The following is an 18811-nucleotide window of genomic DNA, read 5'->3' as shown; positions in this document are numbered from 1 at the left end:
TTTAAACCGCCCCCACGCTTCATTTATAATGAATGGTATACACGCTTACTTTCTTGCCATCTTCTGATTTGGCGATGATTTTTGCCGTGGATGGAACAGAAACCACTGGCACAACCGTAATGCTTGTATGATCCTTGCCTTTGGCGTTGATTTTCGGCAATTCTTTCGTGTCGTCCACATCAATAGTTAATTCATAGTTATCGCCTTTTTGTTCAAAGTCATTGAGAACATTTTTTCCGCCAACTTTAATATCGCTAACCTTCGGCTCGGTACTTGCCTTAGCCCATTTCGAAAATACCTTAATCTCGGTGATGGCCAAACTTTTGCCGGTTTGGGCCGTCATTACGACTCTTATGGCGGAGGTTTTCACCTTATCAAAGGTATATGCGTTCGCCTGCCCCACAACTGGAGTCGCTGGATCACTTTTTAGGTTAGTGACGTCCTTCCAGCTATCACCGGATTTATATTGGATTTTAAAGTCACTCGGATACGATGTACCATGATCGGCGAACCAATGAATCTCCATGTTATCGACATCATATTCCGTAGGTTCAAAGTCTCCAAAGGTAATAGAAACCCAGTCACCTGAACGTGGCACTGGCTGCCAATTCGTCCAGCGATTATGCGGCACCGCATCGTACGAAATAACATCATCATTGATGGCTTCAATTCTGTCACTCGACCCCGGACCATTATTCGTGAAGGAAGCCTCTGCTTTCGGATATTCGTAGCCGTTTTTCGCCCGGCTGATATTCTGCTCGCCCCCGACTTCATCGGTGACCCTAATCGTAGCAGTTGCTTTCAACTTCACACCCTTCACAGAGCCTTTAACCTTAAATTCACCGACACTTTCAAGTTCATCTGCCGGGATTTCCTCCCACTTCACTGCTGCCAGTTCTTCCGTACCATCACTGTAATAAACCGTAACTTTTGCCGGAAGTTCAGGTGTTTGCTTTGGCAATACAGCCATCGTTATATTCTCAATCGCAACGGCACCCTTCACTACAACCGTTGCCTGCGCTTTGATGTCTGTCCCTTCTACACTGCCAGAAACGGTAAACTCACCAAGCTTTTGATAAAGAGACGGATTGATTCGATCCCACTTCACCTTAACATCCCGCGGAATCCCCCTGTTATAATGGGCCACAACCGTTGCAGGAAGTTTAGGAGATTCTCCTTTTTCTACGGTCACCTTGACCGGATCGAGGCGCTCAATGTATTTGGGTGCTGGATTTTTGGCGATGGAAATCGTCATTTCAGGCGTCGTAACGGTCACATCTTTATAATTCACCAACGCTTTCACCTTAACCTGACCAGTCTCAAGAGCGTACAGCTTGTTCCCTTCAATTTTAATATTCTGATTGTCAAATTCGTAAGTCGGCTCACTGTCGGTCAAATCAATCACTTTCCCGCTTTCAAGCGTGCCCTCTACCTTGAGGTCGATGATATCGTCCTCGACAATCTTTGTTTGATTCACCGATAGTTTCGCCGCTACCAGTTTCGGCTCTTCCATTGATACTTGAATACTGTATTCTGAAGTGACCTTCCCATCTTCTGAGGTCACAAATAATTTAGCCGTTCCCGGATAAGTGAATGCCGGCAAAATTGTAACCGTGGCATTGTCCGCAGCCTCTGCCTCAATTTTCGGTAGATCGCTTCCATACGGCAAGACAAGATCATATGTCTTTTTAGCCGCATCAAAACCTGCTAACGGTTTCCCATTGACGGTAATACTGCTTAGTGAAGCCGTCGAACTCATCACAATCTGGTCTGCATAAATTTCTGCCTCTGTCAGGGCCAGGAATTTTCCTTTTACAGATGGGATCAGATGGAATTTCAACTTGTCTGTCGTCACTGCATCAAATCGGATTTCATTTTTCTCGACAACATATGGCGATGGTTGCGTTAGATTTTCAACATCTTTCCATGCGGTTCCGTCCCAATATTGAACAGTTGCCGTGTCCGGAACGACCGTGCCACTGTCGGTAAAAACAAACAAATCTAAGTTATTGATCACATGCTGCTTGCCAAAATTAACCGTTATCGAGTCACCGGCGTCACGCGGCGTTCTCGTCCAGTTCGTCCAGCGATTGACCGGGCTATTGGTATAACTCTTAATCCCATCGTTCAAATGCTGCAGATTGTCAGCCGGATTGGTAAAAGTGGCTTCCAGCTGCGGATAAGTTGAACCCTGTGCCGGAAGCATTATATTAACCGGCTTACTTTCGTTTGTTACCCTGACAAAGGCATTTGCCTTCAAGTCTGTCTCTTCCACACTGCCCTCGACGACAAAACGGCCTTCTTTCGCGAATTTGTCTGCATGAATCTCTTCCCACGACACATTCACATCCTTGGTCGTTTCATCACTGTAGAGAAGAGTCGCTTTATCCGGGAGCAGCGGACGGACGCCAACCTTTGTTGCCGTAGAAACCGGCTTCACGGCGACAATTCCTTTGACGGTCACAACTGCTTTGGCCTTAAGCGAGGTTCCATCCACACTGCCCTCGACCGTAAATGTCCCGACAGAGTTATAAAGTTTCGGATCAATAGGATCCCATGTCACATTTTTCACATCAACTGTAGCATCACTGTAATAAACCTTAATCTCAGTCGGCAGCTTTGGCTCTTGATCGACATCAATCGTCAAATGGACAGTATCCATCCCAACGACAGTCTTTTTATCGCTATCTGCAGGCGCTACGGTAAATAGGCTCGTGGTATCGCCGGAAAGTCCTGCAACTGAAGCTGTTACGGTGATTTCTCCAGATAACTTGCCCGATTGAATAATCGCTAACGCTTTTCCGCTAAATGCCTTGCGCTTGTTGTCCTTATAGCGTTCCACGCTGGACGCGTTTCCGTTATCAACACCAGCCAATTCCCCTTGCCCTGATACATTGAACTTGATCAAATGATCGGCATTCGGGACGACAATCCCTTTACTGTCAACGATTTCTGCCGTAATAAACGATAGATCGGCCCCGTCTGCCGTGATCACCTTGTGATCAGCCGTTAATTTTACAGCAGCCGGTTCCCCGGCGGTCACCACTTGATCGCGGGCAATTTCTTTGCCGCTTTCGTCCTTGGCCACAGCTTCTAATGTGCCGGCTTTGAATGGTACTGCCCATTCAAGATAGGTTCTTCCATCCTTCGTTTCTTTATATGGAGCACCCCATGAAGTCTTTTTATTCTCATAGCTCCTCACACCTAACGATTCGCCATTTAGAAAAAGTTCCACCTGATAAGCGTTCGTATAGGCTAGGACACGGACCGTTTCCCCTTCAGTCCAGTTCCAATGCGGCAAGAGGTGCACCATTGGTTCCTTTTTCCATTGGCTCTGGTAATAGTAAAAAATATCTTTCGGAAAACCAGCCGTATCAACTGCGCCAAAATAAGAGCTTTTGGCCGGATAGGCATTATAGTAAGGTGTCGGCTCGCCAATATAATCAAAGCCCGTCCAAATAAATTGCCCAGCGATATGCTTTAAGTCGCGGTCGTATTTCCAGGCATCTTCCGCCGTTCTGCCCCAGCCAACATAATCATTATCATAAGAGGATTGCTGCAAATCCGCATACTTGGTGCTCTGATTATACTGATACGGGTGGGTGTAGACTCCACGCGAACGGGTCGCCGAAGACGTCTCTGAGCCATACAGCTTCCAGTTCGGATTCTGCTGATGGTATCCCGCATAATTGTTCTCGCTGTAGTTCAGTCCGACGATATCGACTATATTAAAAATTTCCTTAATATAACTATTAATCGGTGTGACATTCACTTTATCGCCCCGGGTCTTATCCTCGCCAATTGTCGTCGGCCTTGTTGTGTCAATTTCTTTGACCCAGCGGACTAAATTACGCGCCGTTTCCACCCCGGCAGCATTTGTTGTATCATAGATCTCATTTCCGATCGACCACATGATAATCGCAGGCTCGTTCTTGCCTCGGTCAACCATCTCTTTAATGTCATGCTCGGCCCATGTTGTGAAAAACCGGCCATAGTCATAGGTCTTCTTCGACTGGGCCCAGCTGTCAAAAGCCTCTTCCACAATGAATAGCCCTAATTTATTGGCTGCCTCAAGCAGTTCCGGTGACGCCGGATTATGGGTAACTCGGATCGCATTAACACCCATATCCTTCATGATTTGCATTTGCCTTTCCACTCCGCGCGCATTTGTTGCCGCACCTAACGCCCCCAAATCATGGTGCATCGAAACGCCATGCAGTTTCATATACTTCCCATTTAGCGAGAAGCCTTCGTTTTCATCAAATTTAAAATACCTGGCACCAAAGCGTGTTTCATATGTATCAACGCTTTGACCGCGGGCGATTACTTCAGTGACAAGCTTATATCTGTACGGGTTGTCGATATCCCAAAGCTTTGGCTGCTCGATGATTGTGTTATTTTCAAACTGAGTCTCCGCACCCGCTGCTGCTGTTTTTTCCTCAGACTCCACCGTCGCCACGGCTTTCCCAGCTGCGTCATAAATTGTCGACTTCACCTTAACCTGCACGGCTTCACCCGAATCATTGCTGACCTTCGTCTTAATATTTACATCAGCTTTGCCTGCTGCATATGCCGTTTCCAAATTGGGTGTCGTCACAAACGTTCCGTATCTTGCCACATGAACCGGATTTGTCACCGTGAGATACACATTTCGGTAAATCCCGCTCCCCGAATACCAGCGGCTGCTCGGCTGGGTGTTATTGACCTTAACCACAAGGACATTCTCCCTGCCATCACTATAGAGTTTATCGGTAATATCATAAGAAAAGGCATTATAGCCAAACGGATAAGTCCCTAACAATTGCCCATTTAGATAGGTGGTGCTGTTCATGTAAACCCCATCAAAATCAATGGAAATTCGCTTTCCCTTCATCGATTCCGGAACGGTGAATGTTTTTCGGTACCAGCCGATACCGCCGTCCAAGTAACCGCCCTCGTGCGTCGCCAATGAATTTTTATTAAAATCTAATTCGATACCCCAATCATGCGGCAGATTCAATTGCCGCCAGGAGGAATCATCAAAGCCGGGATTCTGTGCTCCGGCGATACTGCCAGTAGTTTCTCGTTGAAAACGCCAATTGCCGTTAAAATTAATCCGTCTCTCCCCCTCATACTTCACACTATTTTCCGTCGTTGCCTTTGTCTTTTCCGCTGCTTGTCCGTAGGTTGGGACTTGAAAGCTTGAAAGTATCAGTGCCATAATTAGAAAAATCCGGCTGATTGTCTTGTTCATTTACACACCTTCCCTTTTAGTAAATTTTTTAGTAATAAAACAGCCAACCCTCCCACTTTCTCACATTTTGGAAACCCCTTCATCTATAGATTATCATGAATATTCAAAAAAATAGTCATATTTACCAGCATTTTTTTGCGATAATCTTCACTTTTTTGCGAAATGAAGCAATCGGACTATCCTCTTGCTACTTTATACCTAACTCGTAAATTCCCTCTAGTAAAATTTTACTGAAAACCCAGAATCGTATTGACGCTGGAAATGTAAGCGATTTACAATCAGGGTATATAATTGGTTTCATGTGACTAGATCATACTAGGCATGGAAAACAGAACGAGAGCATTCTCGGTTGTTTTCCATGCCTTTTTATTTTTCAATAGAGAACCAATTATAGATAACGAGAAAGGAGGATAGAAAAATACCGCCACATCAAATTTTGCAGAAAGAAGGGAAGGTATTGAACACAAAACTTTGGCTTAAACTAGGAATTATTTTTACTATGGTATTTACTACAGTTATTGGGATGATTACACCTACTGCTTCCGCACAAACAAATTCACCAATCGAATATGAAATCTACCCTGTACCACATCATGTCACCTATCATGAAGGGGCACTAAAATTAGACAAACCGCTTCAAGTCATCTACGACGACACCATTGATTCCGTAACAAAGAAAAAAGTAGAAAACACGTTGAAACAAAATGGCTACCCGGCTCCGAACATTGGAACCCAGCCTTCAGCAGACAAAATTAATATTTTAGTAGGTACGAAAGGCTCGAACGGCCCGGTGGATACCTATGCTGCTGCGAACGTAAACAGCGAAGGTATGGATTTTTCAAAAATTGATGCCTATCAATTAGACATTCAAAAAAATGCAGTGACGATTGTTGGAAAAGATACAGATGCCAGCTTCTATGGTGTCGTTACGTTAAATGCCATTCTGGCACAAGCTCCTGACAAAGAAGTCCGGCATTTAACGATTAATGACTATGCCAATACAAAAATCCGAGGATTTATTGAAGGCTACTACGGTATTCCTTGGAGCAATGAGGATCGGATGTCACTGATGCGCTTTGCCGGTCAATTTAAAGCGACCTCTTATGTATTTGCACCAAAAGACGACCCGTATCACCGTGAAAAGTGGGCTGAACTCTATCCACCTGAGAAACTAGCAGAAATTAAAGAAATGGCTCAAGTTGGGAATGAGAATAAAACCCGCTTCGTTTGGACGATTTCGCCACTAGCAGAAGTAGCACGAATCTCGCAAACCGGCGGCGACCCGATGCTGAAACTTCAAGAAAACACCGATAAGATGCTGGCCAAATTCGACCAATTATACGATGTTGGCGTGCGGCAGTTCGGTGTGTTAGGCGATGATGTCGGCAGCCTGCCGCGTAATTATGTAGTCGCCTTGATGCATTCAGTTTCGGAATGGGCAAAGGCAAAGGGCGATGTCTATGATATCTTGTACTGTCCTGCGAGCTACAATTCCAGCTGGGCGTGGAATCCAAACGAATTAAACGACTATGAAAAAGGCTTCGATAAAAACATTCAAATTTTCTGGACGGGCTCGACTACTTGTGCACCAATTGTCCAGTCGACCATTGATACGTTTAAAACTAGAAGCAATGGCGGCGTCGAAAGAAGGGATCCATTATTCTGGCTAAACTGGCCAGTGAATGATGTCGATATGTCACGCGTATTCTTAGGAAAAGGCGAAATGCTCCAGCCTGGCATCAAAAATCTAGCCGGGGCCGTAACAAACCCGATGCAGGAAGCAGAAGCTTCAAAGATTGCTATTTTCGCTGTGGCCGATTATGCGTGGAACACGGAAACGTTCAATGCGCAAAAAAGCTGGGAAGACAGCTTTAACTACATCGAGTCAGATGCAGCGGCAGAGCTTCATACTTTAGCAAAACATATGTCCGATGCTGATCCGAACGGTCTTAAATTGTCCGAAAGTGAAGAGATTAAAAGTTTATTAGATTCCGTCACTGCGAAGGTGAATAACGGGGAATCATTAAAAAATGCTGCACCGGAAGCCATTGCAGAACTGCAAAAAATTGCCGATGCCGCAGATGGATTTTTAGAAAAAACGAAAAACGAAAAGTTAAAAGAAGAATTAGCACCATTTGTTAACGCATTACGAGACATGGTTCTGGCGGATATTGAGTTTATTCAAACAGACTTGGCCATTGAAGCGGGCAATAAAGCAGAAACATGGGATCATTTTGCCAAAGCAACGGCTTTACGCCAGCAAAGCTTAAACTATGACCGTCCGCTCTTAAACGGCACAATGAAAACAAAGCCAGCAAAAAAACGGCTGCAGCCATTTACTACGAACCTAGAGAGCAAAATTTCACCAAAGGTGGCAGCGTTGCTAGACCTTGAGAAACCGGTGACAAAGGCAAGCATTTTTACAAATGTCGACGCTTATAAAAATGTATCATTAAATGAAGAGAAATCTGTGACCTCGATTACCGATGCAGGTAAGTTTACGCTCAAAAAAGGTGAATATTTCGGGGTAAAATTAAGCCGGATTAAAGATGTGACCGAGATTGTGGCGCCTTCTGTCAAGGGTTTAACATTGGAGTCCTCCTTAAACGGTATTAAGTGGAAAAAGGTAGAAAGTGACACCGGCCCAGCGGATGCCAGATATGTAAGGCTTTTGAACAAACAGGCAAAGCCGGTTGAATTTACGTTAGACAGTTTCAAAGTGACTTCGTTTGAGGTTGAAGCAAAATCTGTGAAAGAAACGAATTACACCAGCATGGAGAATCCGCTGGGACTGTTTGATGGCGACCTTACTACACCAGGCTGGTTAAAAAACAGTCAAATAAGCGGGAAATATATGACGTTTGATTTGGGTCAAGAAATCACGCTGAACAGTCTGAAAGCAGTAATTACAGAAGGAGAACATGACTTTCCAAGACATGCCATTCTTGAGGCCTCTTTAGATGGAAACGAGTGGACGTCCGTGATGACTTTCGGAAACCAGGACGGTGCCAACGAGGGCGAAGCGGCGAATGAAGACCAAAGCGATGCGATTTTTGATCAATATGAAGCACCTTATCGTTCAAAAGAAGTCCGTGATTTAGATCAAAAAGCCAAGTATTTGCGCTTTAAGTTAACAAGAACAAAGGTTGGCTCAGATAAGTGGGTTCGCATGCAGGAAATCGTCATCAACGATGGCAAGTACTACCCTGAAAGCAATGATCCTACGATTACCACGAATGCCGCCGTTAAAATAGGCTTTGTGAAGGATCATCTCATTGATGGTAAACTAAATACGAAGTTCATGCCGGCAGGAACTGAAGCTGGGGAAATTCTCTATCATGTCGGTGAAGCGGGAGCAAGTGTAACAGGAATTACCATTTTAGAAGATCCAACTACCTTATCCGGCAGCAAGGTTTCCGTCAGAACGGTTACGGGCTGGAGACATCTCGGAACCATCGAATCGGGCTATCAATCCTTTGATACCAAACAATTACCGGAGATTTTGGATGTAAAAATTGAATGGCCAGAAGGCAAAACACCGACGATTTCTGAAATTAAAATCGACAAACAGTAAGTTGATACGATCAGAACAAAAGACGCTGGAACCGGATTCAGACAACTAATACCAAGTGATCCATAGGTTCATTTTTTATAAATTTCTTGGTTACCTAAACAATAAATAAAGAGAGTGCTGTTTCGTACAAGCACTCTCTCTTTTCTGCCTTTACAACTCTCGTGAAAGATCGGTTTTCGTTTTATCCTTATAGTTATGATTACGCATGTGAAATTTATCGTAATCTACCTTCCATTAGACACTTGGTTTCTTTTCGCTAGAGATATGAGCAAGGCATGCTTTTGTTTTTCTACCGACAACTAGCTTCTTCCCATCAGTAAATCCTTCTTCCCTTCCCTCAAGCTCCTTTATGAGCCGTTCTCTCCAAAAATGCAAGCGATCTGCACATTCAGCTTTGGCTGAAAGGTTGACCAATTCCTGCGGGTCCTGTTCCAAATGAAACAGCTGTTCTTCTCCTGTCTGAGAGTACCAAATATACTTTTCCTTCCCATTTGTCAGGTAGTGATGAGAGCTTTCTCCCAATGTATGTTCACCGTGAATATATTCACGCCACTCCACTTCCGGCTGCTGCTCCCGGCAAAGGGGTAATACACTCCTGCCTTCCACACTATCTGGAATATCCACCTTTGCAGCATCTAATAAAGTCGGCATAATATCCCTTAGCTCCACTACACGATCCACCTTCTGGTTTTTCTGAAGCTTTAAGAGATTGCCAGGATCCGAGAGAATAAAGGGAACTTTGGCACTTCCTTCATAAGCTAAGGATTTACGAAATAAATGGTGGTCTCCCAGCAATTCCCCGTGATCCGAACAAAAGAGAATAACCGTATTATTGAGCACACCATGCTCCTCCATCGCCATTAAAAACCGGCCAATCTGATAATCGATATGGGTGATTAAGGCATAGTAGGCAGCTTGTGCCCGCTTTAAGCGATTCTTCGGCACAATTCCTTTCGAGGTAACCGGATTGTATCCCTGTTTCCCCGGATCCTCTGTTTCTGCCCAATCGCCTACCGGTGAATCCGGAAGGTCTAGATCCTTATACATATCAAAAAAGGCCTGCGGCGGATCAAACGGCGGATGCGGTCTGACAAAGGACATCTTTAAAAAGAAAGGCTTGGACGGATCCCGTCTTCTTAAGAAATCGATCGATTGCGTGACGACCCAATTCGTGGGATGCATCGACTCAGGCAAATGCCACGGTCTTGCTACCGTAGAGGCATTGCAATCCAATCCTAAGTCATTCAAATCAGCCTGTGCTCCCGCCTGCTGCTTCAGCCACGGAAGGTAATCATCACCGCTGTAATTATAGGACTCTATTTCAAGATTTTGATGTTTAAAACGGTTGTAGTGCAGGTAGCCGTCATGCAAGACTACGTTATGAAAACCGAGTAAATTCCTTGCCGGATAGACATGCATTTTTCCGATCGCTTGTGTATGGTACCCTGCTTTCGTCAACTCTCCTGCCAACGTATGTTCATAATTCCACGGTACTTTATCCTGATAGCCGACACGGCCTGTTCCCGTTTGCGACATTCCCGTTAATACCGATGCCCGCGCCGGAACACAGGAGGGTGTAGCTGTATAAGCCTGTTGAAAAAGAACCCCGTTGCGTGCCAGTTGATCAAGATTGGGCGTATCAACGACAGGATGATCCAGCACACTTAAACAATCTCCGCGCATTTGATCAACCATCAATAATAAGATATTCGGTTTCATCAAATTGTACCAACCTTCCTAATTTTCCAGCATCAAGACTGGCTGCTGACTGTTGCCTTTTGATATCCTTACGGATGGTGTATAACAATGAATCACCACATCCGCCGGCGTCACACCGTCTTCATCAAAAATGACCAGTTCATTCTCTTCAGCGAGCAGGGATGCCGGGATTTTATAATCCTCCTGAGGCCCAATATTCCAATACCTTCCTAAACAATGGCCATTCACCCAGAAGCACCCTTTACTCATGTGGTTAAACCGGACTTTCACTACAGAGCCATTCACTGGATCCCAAGAAAAACGGCTGCGGTACCAGCGTGGTGCAATAGATTCCTTTGGAGGATCATTCTGTTCGTCCCAATCCTTCTGTTCCTCAATTTGGGCAAAGGATTTCATTTTCCAATCAAGTATTTGTTCCTTCTCGTTAAATAAATAAAGGTCAAACCGGCGAATACTCGACACATGTTGAACATCTAAATCCAACAGATTTTCCCCCTGTATAAGGACATCGCTAAGATCCGCAACTCCATAGACCGCACTGCCTCTCGACCAGCCAGTCTGGCTGTCCATCAACATCTTGACTGGTTTTCCATTTACCCTTACAAGAGAAACTCCATCCCCGACAAGAATTGCCCGGTCATACCCAAGATTTTGGAAAGATCGTAAAAAACCAATACGCCCGCCAATGGATGGAATCTGCGATAAATGATGGTGCCGGCCACACCCTTCCACCTGCCAGCCTGCAAGCAATGAAAGATACTTTGCATTTTGGGCAGGTGCATCACTTATGCCTTTTGGCTCACCAAGCGCTTGAGTGAAGTTGAAACGCCCCATATTTTGAACGAGACAGGTTAACTTATTCTTCCCTGCCTTAACGGTAACCTCGATGGCTGCTGCCCCTATCTTACTAAGCTTACCGACATAGGTATCATTACAAAAGACCATCACAGGATCTTCAATCCGCGGAAAGACCATCGTTGTGTTTTTCGCCTCTTGGGCCGTAAACTCACTCTCATACCCTAAATAGCCGCTAAATTGCCCAAAGCTACTGAAATCAAGCGGCTTCTCAGCCATTTTCACATCATCTGCTAAAAAACAAAGAGGCTCATCAGCACATTCCCATTTTAACGGAGAAAGGGGTGCACCCTGCTCCAATTCAGTTACATGTTCTTCCAACGAACATCTTGATACAATGTCAAGCGAATAGGCGGAACCATCCTCAAAGGAAAGCTGAACGGTTTGCGGCTGGTTTCCGTGGTAGAAGGTAAATAGCAAAAGATCATCCTCAACCCATTCATAACGATTGGGCAGTGGACAATGGACACTGATTTTTTGATCTAGCTGTAATAATAAAGTAGAACATTGGCCCTCCTCGTGATAAATTACCGCATTCGTTGACTCAAAACCTGTTGTCTGGCCCGTAAGCGCTTTGATGGTAATGCCATCCCTCACCACTACATTCCGGACAATCGGTAAAATCGCATTTGCTTCAACCGTAAACGGAATTCTCTCATGCTGATGAAAAAGGTGGGATTGGACCCGTTCATTTCGTTTATTCTCGATAAAGAGGACCTCACCGAAGGGACTGACAATCCGCTGGGATGTCAAGTGACCTGGGAGATTCACATCGGTACTCGCTTGTTCCGCATTGGTAAAGAGCGGTTCTAACCAATTAATCAGGGCATGTACTCGTTTTAACACTTCAAATTTTCTCGTTGGCTGCAGATACTCATTGATTGCCACATCATAATCATAGGATGTCGTAGAAAAGGTTTGTTCACCCGACGTCCGGCCGCCCCAATGATCGAAATTAGTACCGCCAAAATACATATAATAATTGATCGCCGAATAACCATTGATTAATAGCTGATAACACTCACGTTCAAGCTGCTCAGGGGTTTTTTGATCTGCTCTATTTCCACCCCATCGTTCAAACCAGCCAATCCAAAACTCCATAACTCCTTTTGGCTGATTTTCAAAACGCTCATCCAACGTTTTGGCTGCATGTTTGGCATTCGACCAGAAATTAAGGAACTCTACAGCCCCATCTACGCCTCCATAACATGTAACAAAAGGAACCTCAATCCCTCTTGCTGTCATTCCGTCCCGTAAATATTCCATATACGCTTTATCCGGTTTTCCATATGCTTGAAATTCATTTTCAATTTGAACCATGATAACGGTACCCTTTTTTGTCAGTTGGTAGTCATCAATGATTGGAATGACCTGATCAAAATACTGATCGACATACTGTAAAAATAGCGGATCCTGAGAACGGTATTGAATATCCGTTTTCGTAGAGAGCCACCAAGGCAGTCCGCCAAAATCCCATTCCGCACAAATATAAGGTCCTGGCCGTGCAATCACATATAATCCTTTGTCAGCGCATAATTGCAGAAAATAGGCTAAATCCTTATCACCCGTGAAATCCCACTCGCCTTCCTTCATTTCATGGAAATTCCATGGAATGTAGGTTTCAATTGTATTACATCCCCCAGCCTTCGCCTTCTCTAACACTTCCTCCCACTCTGCTCTAGGCAGGCGAAAATAGTGGATCGCTGCTGATAGAATAAAGACTCGTTCATTATTAATCTTCCAACTTTTCTTATCATATGTAATCATGATTTCCCTCCAAAATTCTAATGCCCTAAAAAATCTTGGTAACAGTTTATAGCCTAGCAGCAAGCTGAACCTCTGAGAGCATGTTAATTTGTCTGCTTCATAAACCATTGAACAAATTTTATCGCCGTTTCTTCCTTTTTCGTATTGGATAGGATGGCCATCACCTTATTGTCCGAATTAAATCCGGCTTGGCGGAGGAGCGCATGTTCAGTTAAATCAATTGCGTTTTTATTGCTTTTTTTGTCATGGTTAACTTTATTTATAAAATCCAAATCTTTAAATGCCCCTTGTTGTGACAAGACTAGAAAGTCACTTTTATCAAGAACAAGTATATCAATGTCTTTTGCTGCAATTTGGGTAAGCAATTTTTGATATAAATCCATATTATCCTGTGTGGTGGTTAAATTCCCATTTATTCTCCAAAAATTCAACTTAATTTCAGACTTCGAATCTGGCTTTAACATTTGGAAATTAGCTTTCTTCTGAAGGGCCTGCTGTTGCTTATCTTCTATTGTATTACCAACAAACGTAACATTTAATGCTGTGGGCTTTTCATGCTTGTCAAAAAAAGCAAGAGGAACCAATGCAGCTATTATTAGAATTCCAATAAGAATGTGAGTTTTATAATGATACCAAATGTTGTCAAGTTCTTTTATTCGTTGTCGTATATTCATTTTCCTCACCTTTTTATAAAAAAACAATCCTCCGAAGATTCCCAGAGGATCGTATTTTCTTACTTATTATCTAAGCCATTCTCCTTCAATCTTACTTTCATCTAATAGTTTGTTAACATCAGTAATGACTTCTTTTCCGCCTTTGGACATAAACTCATCTACAAATTTATCCCACTCAGAAATTGGTCTTTGACCTGCAATCATCTTAGTTAATTCATTCGCTGCATACTGGTTTAAAGCAGCCATCTTTTCGTTATAAACATCTGAGTGAATACGTCCAACAGGGCTGATATAATAATTAGATTTTGAAAGCATATCATACATTACACTATTAAATTCTTTTGATTCAGGTGCCTTGGATTGTTTTGCATAATCCTCCATGACTTTTTCACCGACAGCAAATCCACCAAGTTTCTCGTTAAACAGTGCCAATGGAGCATATTTACTATAGTCTGCCGACTTTTCCGGCTGCCCATCAACGATCGTATATCCTTTGCCTTCGCCGCCCATTGTCCAATCAAAATATTCATTATCTGGCTTTTGGTCACTTGCAGGTACATACTTGGCCATATAGTCCATCATTTCTAAAATCTTTTCAACCTTTTTCGAATCATTTTTTAATTTTGAACTTAACATCCAAATTCGATAATAACCACTACCGTATACATAACCAGATTTGCCGTCAGGCTGCTCGAAGGCAGGAATAGCTGTAATTTTTGCCTCAGGTGCGTTCTTTCTTAAGGTAGACAAGTCAAGGTTATTAGGTTGTGCACCCTTTTGGGTTCCTGGCTGCTCATACCAAATTCCTACTTTACCGGCATTAAAATCTTTAAAGACTTCATTATATTCTTTAACAGGCCAGTCTTTATCCAGCGCACCTGCTTTAAACAATTCACTTAGAGAAGTAATTTTCTCTTTGTTTTTCCTTCAGAAATTTGCCCTGGAATTAGTTGGCCATCCTTATTTTTATGATACCAGCTATTGCCCCAATATGCACCGAATGCAGGGTCATACACAATTCCTTTAGCAAGTCCTAAACCAATAGTGTCATCTTTGCCATTACCGTCCGGATCCTCTTTTGCAAATGCAATTGCGACTTTCTCTAACTCCTCATAGTTTGTAGGCATTTCTAAACCTAATTTATCAAGCCAATCCTGACGAATGATAGGTTTCTTTCCGCCAGAAGCCGGGAAGAAAAGAGGAATTCCATATATTTTCCCATCTAAACTTACCGCATCCCAAACAGACTGTGGGATATCTTTAAAGTTTTCATACTTCTTTACATAATCATTTAATGGTAAAAATGCACCTTGTTTCGCCCACTTAATATAATTTGTATCTGCGCCTTCTGTCCCGATTACATCCGGGATATCACCGGAGGCCATTTTCACTGTCAGTTTATCATCATAAAGGTCAAACGGGATGTACTGTGGTTTAAAGTCAATATTAAACTTTTTATTTAATGCTTTTGCCGCTTCATTACCTGGTTCTGGAACTGGATTTTCCCAAGTACCATCAAACCAAGTGATGGCCATTTTTTCGTTTTTGTTGGTATTTGATGAAGTTTTTTCACTATCTGGAGAACAAGCTGCAAGTGAACCCGCCAATAAAACAGACGATAATGTAATGGACATAAAACGTTTCATCTAATTTTTCCCCCTTGATATGATACTTAGTTACTACTAATAAGCTGCATAAACGCTACTCCTTCACCGATCCTAGCATCACTCCTTTCGCAAAGTGTTTTTGTAAGAATGGGTAGACGATCAGAATAGGAACGGTCGCAATGAGGATTGCTGCCATTCCAACCGTTTCAGCTGGCGGCGGATTATCCATTCCTGCCTGCATCCCAACATCTAGTAAATCGCCCTTGTTTAGAATGACCAGCTGCCTTAGAACAACCTGCACTGTCCACTTTGCTGGATCACTCAAATAAAGTAATGCTGAAAAATAAGAATTCCATATACCAACTGCATAAAACAAGCCAAAGGCCGCTAATGCTGGCTTCGATAGTGGGAGAATGATTTTTGCGAAAATTTGCAAATCATTTGCTCCATCAATGATGGCAGCCTCTGTCAGGTCTACTGGCAATGCCATAAAAAACTGCCTCATGACAATTAAATTAAACGAGCTTATGGCACCTGGAATAATTAAAGCCCAAAGAGAATCCATTAACCCTGTTGCCTGAACAATCATATAGGTTGGGATCATTCCCGCACCGAATACAAATGTAAATAATACGAGAAATACATAAAATTTTTGACCGATTATATTTCTTGATAAGGAATAGGCCATCATCGCCGTCAACATTAAACTAACTAATGTACCTACTACGGTTACATAAATGGTAACTCCAAGTGACCGGACGAATTCTTTAGAGCCTAAAATATACTCGTATGCATCTAACACCCATGTTTTCGGAAATAGCAATAAATCTGTCTTGACAAATTCTTCGTACGTTGCAAACGATACAACAAACATATAATAAAACGGAAACAACATGGTCAGTGCAATCAGCGCAAGAAGAATGATATTGGTCGTATCTACTATTTTTTCTGATGCTGTTCTACTCTTTAGCACGTATAGCCACTCCTTTCTTAATAGACTCCCCCGTCTCCGAAGCGTTTCGCTAATCGGTTGGCCGCAACGATTAAGATCAGTCCAATTACAGACTTAAACAACCCAACCGCTGTTGCGAAACTAAAATCAGAGTTTTGAATCCCTTTCAGGTAGACAAACGTGTCAAGTACGTTTCCAACTTCCATCGTGAACGGTGTTAACATTAAGTAAATTTGTTCAAAACCAACATCCAACACACTGCCTAGTCGTAAAATTAATAGGATAACAATGGTACTTTTTAGGGCAGGTAATGTAATATGCCATATCTGTTGCCAACGATTGGCACCATCAACAGCGGCAGCCTCATATAAGCTAGGGCTAATCCCAGATAACGCAGCAAGGAAAATAATGGTCCCCCATCCAGATTCCTTCCAAATAACTTCTAGAACCACTAACGGCATAAACCAATGCGGGTCTTGTAAAAAAGGAACTGTGTCCATCCCAAAAACACTTCCAAGTAATTTGTTCAAAATTCCATCTGATTTTAGTAAAATCGTGACAATCCCGATAACAACCACCCATGATAAGAAATGGGGAACATAAACGATGGATTGGATCACTCGTTTATATAAGCTTGATCTCACTTCATTCAGCATGATTGCTAGAATAATAGAGATTGGGAAAGCAAAGACGATTTGAAGAAAAGACAGGTATAAGGTATTCCACAATACTCGAATGACTTCTTGATCCTCAAAAATCGTTTTAAAGTGTTTCAATCCCACCCATTCACTATGAAGAAAACCTTGAAATGCGCTATAATCTTGAAAAGCAATGATATTTCCAGCCATCGGGATATACCGATAGATAATAAAATAAAGGAGTCCCGGCAGTAACAAAAGATAGAGGTATCGCTCTTTCCACAATCTTTTTATCATACTCTTTTTGGGTGTGATGTTTACATCTACTTGTCCCTTTAGATTTCCTGTTATTTCTGTTGTTCCTTGTAAATTTTCCATCTCATTATCACATCCTTCTATGGGCTATTCTTGCTTAAGTACTTGATCCAAAATCGCCTTTATTATTTATAGCAGGGGTTGAATTTCTCTGAAATAATGCATTGAATCTTACCTGTCTTTTGACAGCACCGTCTCCCTCTCTCCCTTCCACACGTTGAAATACCTTCAAAGATACCCACATGGACAAGCAGGAGAACAGCGCTACACTAAAGAATGGAATCATTCCAGGTACAGTAAAAAATAATAGATACAGCACATAATACCCAATGATCAGCAGCAGGGTATGAAATGGGAATGATAGGCCCAGTAATAATGCAATACTAATATATCGAGTGAATGTACCTTCAAAATGGACAAAAACAGGAAAGAGATATAGTAGAATAATTAAAAACAAAATACTTAGCATGAAAACAAAGAGTAATAGAAACCAATACATAAATCCATGAGAGAAACGGATGAGGGAAAAGTTTAAGTAAATCAGAAAGCCCGCAATGGTCAAAATAAGCCCTAAAGCATTTGCCTTCCAAAACTCCTTCCGAAATGCAGTCCAATACAAGCGGACATATGACTGGTTATCTTCATTCCCCACGATCCATTTACGCATCACCGTATAGAGACCAACAGTTGCGGGCATAACCCCCAGCACAATCCCTCCGCAAAATGTTAACCCTATCCAAAGCAATTGGAATTGTGCAATTCTCATGACTTTCTCAGCCAGTTGATAGAATCCCCCAATAAATCCTCTATTTCCCATTTAGTATTCTCCCTTTCTAGATGTCACTCATAACCTTTGTTCTGCTTGGTTTTTTTTTACCTGTCGATGCTCCCATGCGATGGCCGGAAAAGGTCCGCATCTACTAATAGAACGCTGGCTATTATAACTTTTGCTCAAGTATCCATGAGAGTGTTTTCATAATAACATCCAAACGTTTTCCATTCAGCGATAAAAAAAGGACCCTTCATTATTATCCCTGTACAGCGCTAGTTCTACACAGAGAATTCTAACTAATTCGAATATAAAGGCAACGGGATAACCTGTCAACCCATCAACCTATTATATAATCCTTTCCATAAAGAGTTAATAACCCCTGATTACTGCCAAGAAGATAGCTTTCAACCCCGCCGTTTATCCTTTGAAATTTTCTACCAATATTTCATAGTAATCGTCAATATTAATTGATTTTCCCTGCTGAAGCCTTGAATCTTCCGCTGCAAATGCCATGAGATGGCTTCTTACCGATGCAGACGCAGAAGAAACGCCGTGCCCGCTATTTCCAAATTGAATTTCGCGAAGGAACGTTCTCATAATGCCGTTATCGCCGCCGCCATGTCCGCCGACCGGGTTGTCAAATTTAATAATGGTTTCATGTTTTGTGAGAAAGTCAAAGATAGAAATACTATTTTCTTCCATATT

General features: G+C 42.7%; 10 protein-coding genes and 1 pseudogene. 1 reads left to right on the top strand and 10 read right to left on the bottom strand.

Annotated elements, in window-relative coordinates:
- Window positions 1–19: 19 nt before the first annotated feature.
- Window positions 20–5233: an Ig-like domain-containing protein gene (locus ACO1D1_RS22150; protein ID WP_423337134.1), complete on the bottom strand. Its 5214-nt coding sequence runs from the start codon at window positions 5231–5233 to the stop codon at window positions 20–22.
- 457 nt (window positions 5234–5690) lie between these two features.
- Between ACO1D1_RS22150 and ACO1D1_RS22145 the strand changes: the two genes are divergently transcribed.
- Entirely contained in the window at window positions 5691–8807 is a 3117-nt protein-coding gene (locus ACO1D1_RS22145; protein ID WP_423337133.1) for a beta-N-acetylglucosaminidase domain-containing protein, read from the top strand.
- Window positions 8808–9041: 234 nt separating this feature from the next.
- Here the strand turns inward: ACO1D1_RS22145 and ACO1D1_RS22140 are convergent, their stop codons facing one another.
- The 9 genes and pseudogenes from ACO1D1_RS22140 to ACO1D1_RS22100 all read right to left on the bottom strand — a co-directional run.
- A complete protein-coding gene (locus ACO1D1_RS22140) occupies window positions 9042–10526 on the bottom strand; it encodes an arylsulfatase (protein WP_423337237.1) in 1485 nt (494 codons plus the stop codon).
- Between the two features lie 18 nt (window positions 10527–10544).
- On the bottom strand, window positions 10545–13148 hold the full coding sequence (locus tag ACO1D1_RS22135) for a beta-galactosidase (RefSeq protein WP_423337132.1): 2604 nt from the start codon (window positions 13146–13148) through the stop codon (window positions 10545–10547).
- Between the two features lie 83 nt (window positions 13149–13231).
- Entirely contained in the window at window positions 13232–13822 is a 591-nt protein-coding gene (locus ACO1D1_RS22130; protein WP_423337131.1) for a hypothetical protein, read from the bottom strand.
- Window positions 13823–13888: 66 nt separating this feature from the next.
- Window positions 13889–14713: a hypothetical protein gene (locus ACO1D1_RS22125; RefSeq protein ID WP_423337130.1), complete on the bottom strand. Its 825-nt coding sequence runs from the start codon at window positions 14711–14713 to the stop codon at window positions 13889–13891.
- 5 nt (window positions 14714–14718) lie between these two features.
- Window positions 14719–15468 carry an extracellular solute-binding protein gene (locus tag ACO1D1_RS22120; protein ID WP_423337129.1) on the bottom strand — a complete coding sequence of 250 codons (750 nt, stop codon included), beginning with the start codon at window positions 15466–15468 and terminating at the stop codon, window positions 14719–14721.
- 55 nt (window positions 15469–15523) lie between these two features.
- On the bottom strand, window positions 15524–16402 hold the full coding sequence (locus ACO1D1_RS22115; protein WP_423337128.1) for a carbohydrate ABC transporter permease: 879 nt from the start codon (window positions 16400–16402) through the stop codon (window positions 15524–15526).
- Window positions 16403–16419: 17 nt separating this feature from the next.
- Window positions 16420–17316 (bottom strand): ABC transporter permease, encoded by an 897-nt coding sequence (locus ACO1D1_RS22110; protein WP_423337236.1) that lies wholly within the window; start codon window positions 17314–17316, stop codon window positions 16420–16422.
- 115 nt (window positions 17317–17431) lie between these two features.
- Window positions 17432–18151: a YesL family protein gene (locus ACO1D1_RS22105; protein WP_423337127.1), complete on the bottom strand. Its 720-nt coding sequence runs from the start codon at window positions 18149–18151 to the stop codon at window positions 17432–17434.
- 372 nt (window positions 18152–18523) lie between these two features.
- Window positions 18524–18811, bottom strand: a pseudogene (locus tag ACO1D1_RS22100) (gfo/Idh/MocA family oxidoreductase); the annotation flags it as partial.

The organism is Neobacillus sp. 19, from assembly GCF_049463095.1.
Classification (GTDB): Bacteria; Bacillota; Bacilli; order Bacillales; family Cytobacillaceae; genus Neobacillus.
The sequence above is the reverse complement of the archived record's forward strand: the minus strand, read 5'-3'. Positions and strand labels throughout refer to the sequence as shown.

Bases quoted from the DNA above. Each gene is read 5' to 3' on its own strand.
- ACO1D1_RS22150 (WP_423337134.1), bottom strand. From the start codon at position 5,233: ATGAACAAGACAATCAGCCGGATTTTTCTAATTATGGCACTGATACTT.
- ACO1D1_RS22140 (WP_423337237.1), bottom strand. From the start codon at position 10,526: ATGAAACCGAATATCTTATTATTGATGGTTGATCAAATGCGCGGAGAT.
- ACO1D1_RS22135 (WP_423337132.1), bottom strand. From the start codon at position 13,148: ATGATTACATATGATAAGAAAAGTTGGAAGATTAATAATGAACGAGTC.
- ACO1D1_RS22130 (WP_423337131.1), bottom strand. From the start codon at position 13,822: ATGAATATACGACAACGAATAAAAGAACTTGACAACATTTGGTATCAT.
- ACO1D1_RS22120 (WP_423337129.1), bottom strand. From the start codon at position 15,468: ATGAAACGTTTTATGTCCATTACATTATCGTCTGTTTTATTGGCGGGT.
- ACO1D1_RS22110 (WP_423337236.1), bottom strand. From the start codon at position 17,316: ATGATAAAAAGATTGTGGAAAGAGCGATACCTCTATCTTTTGTTACTG.
- ACO1D1_RS22105 (WP_423337127.1), bottom strand. From the start codon at position 18,151: ATGGGAAATAGAGGATTTATTGGGGGATTCTATCAACTGGCTGAGAAA.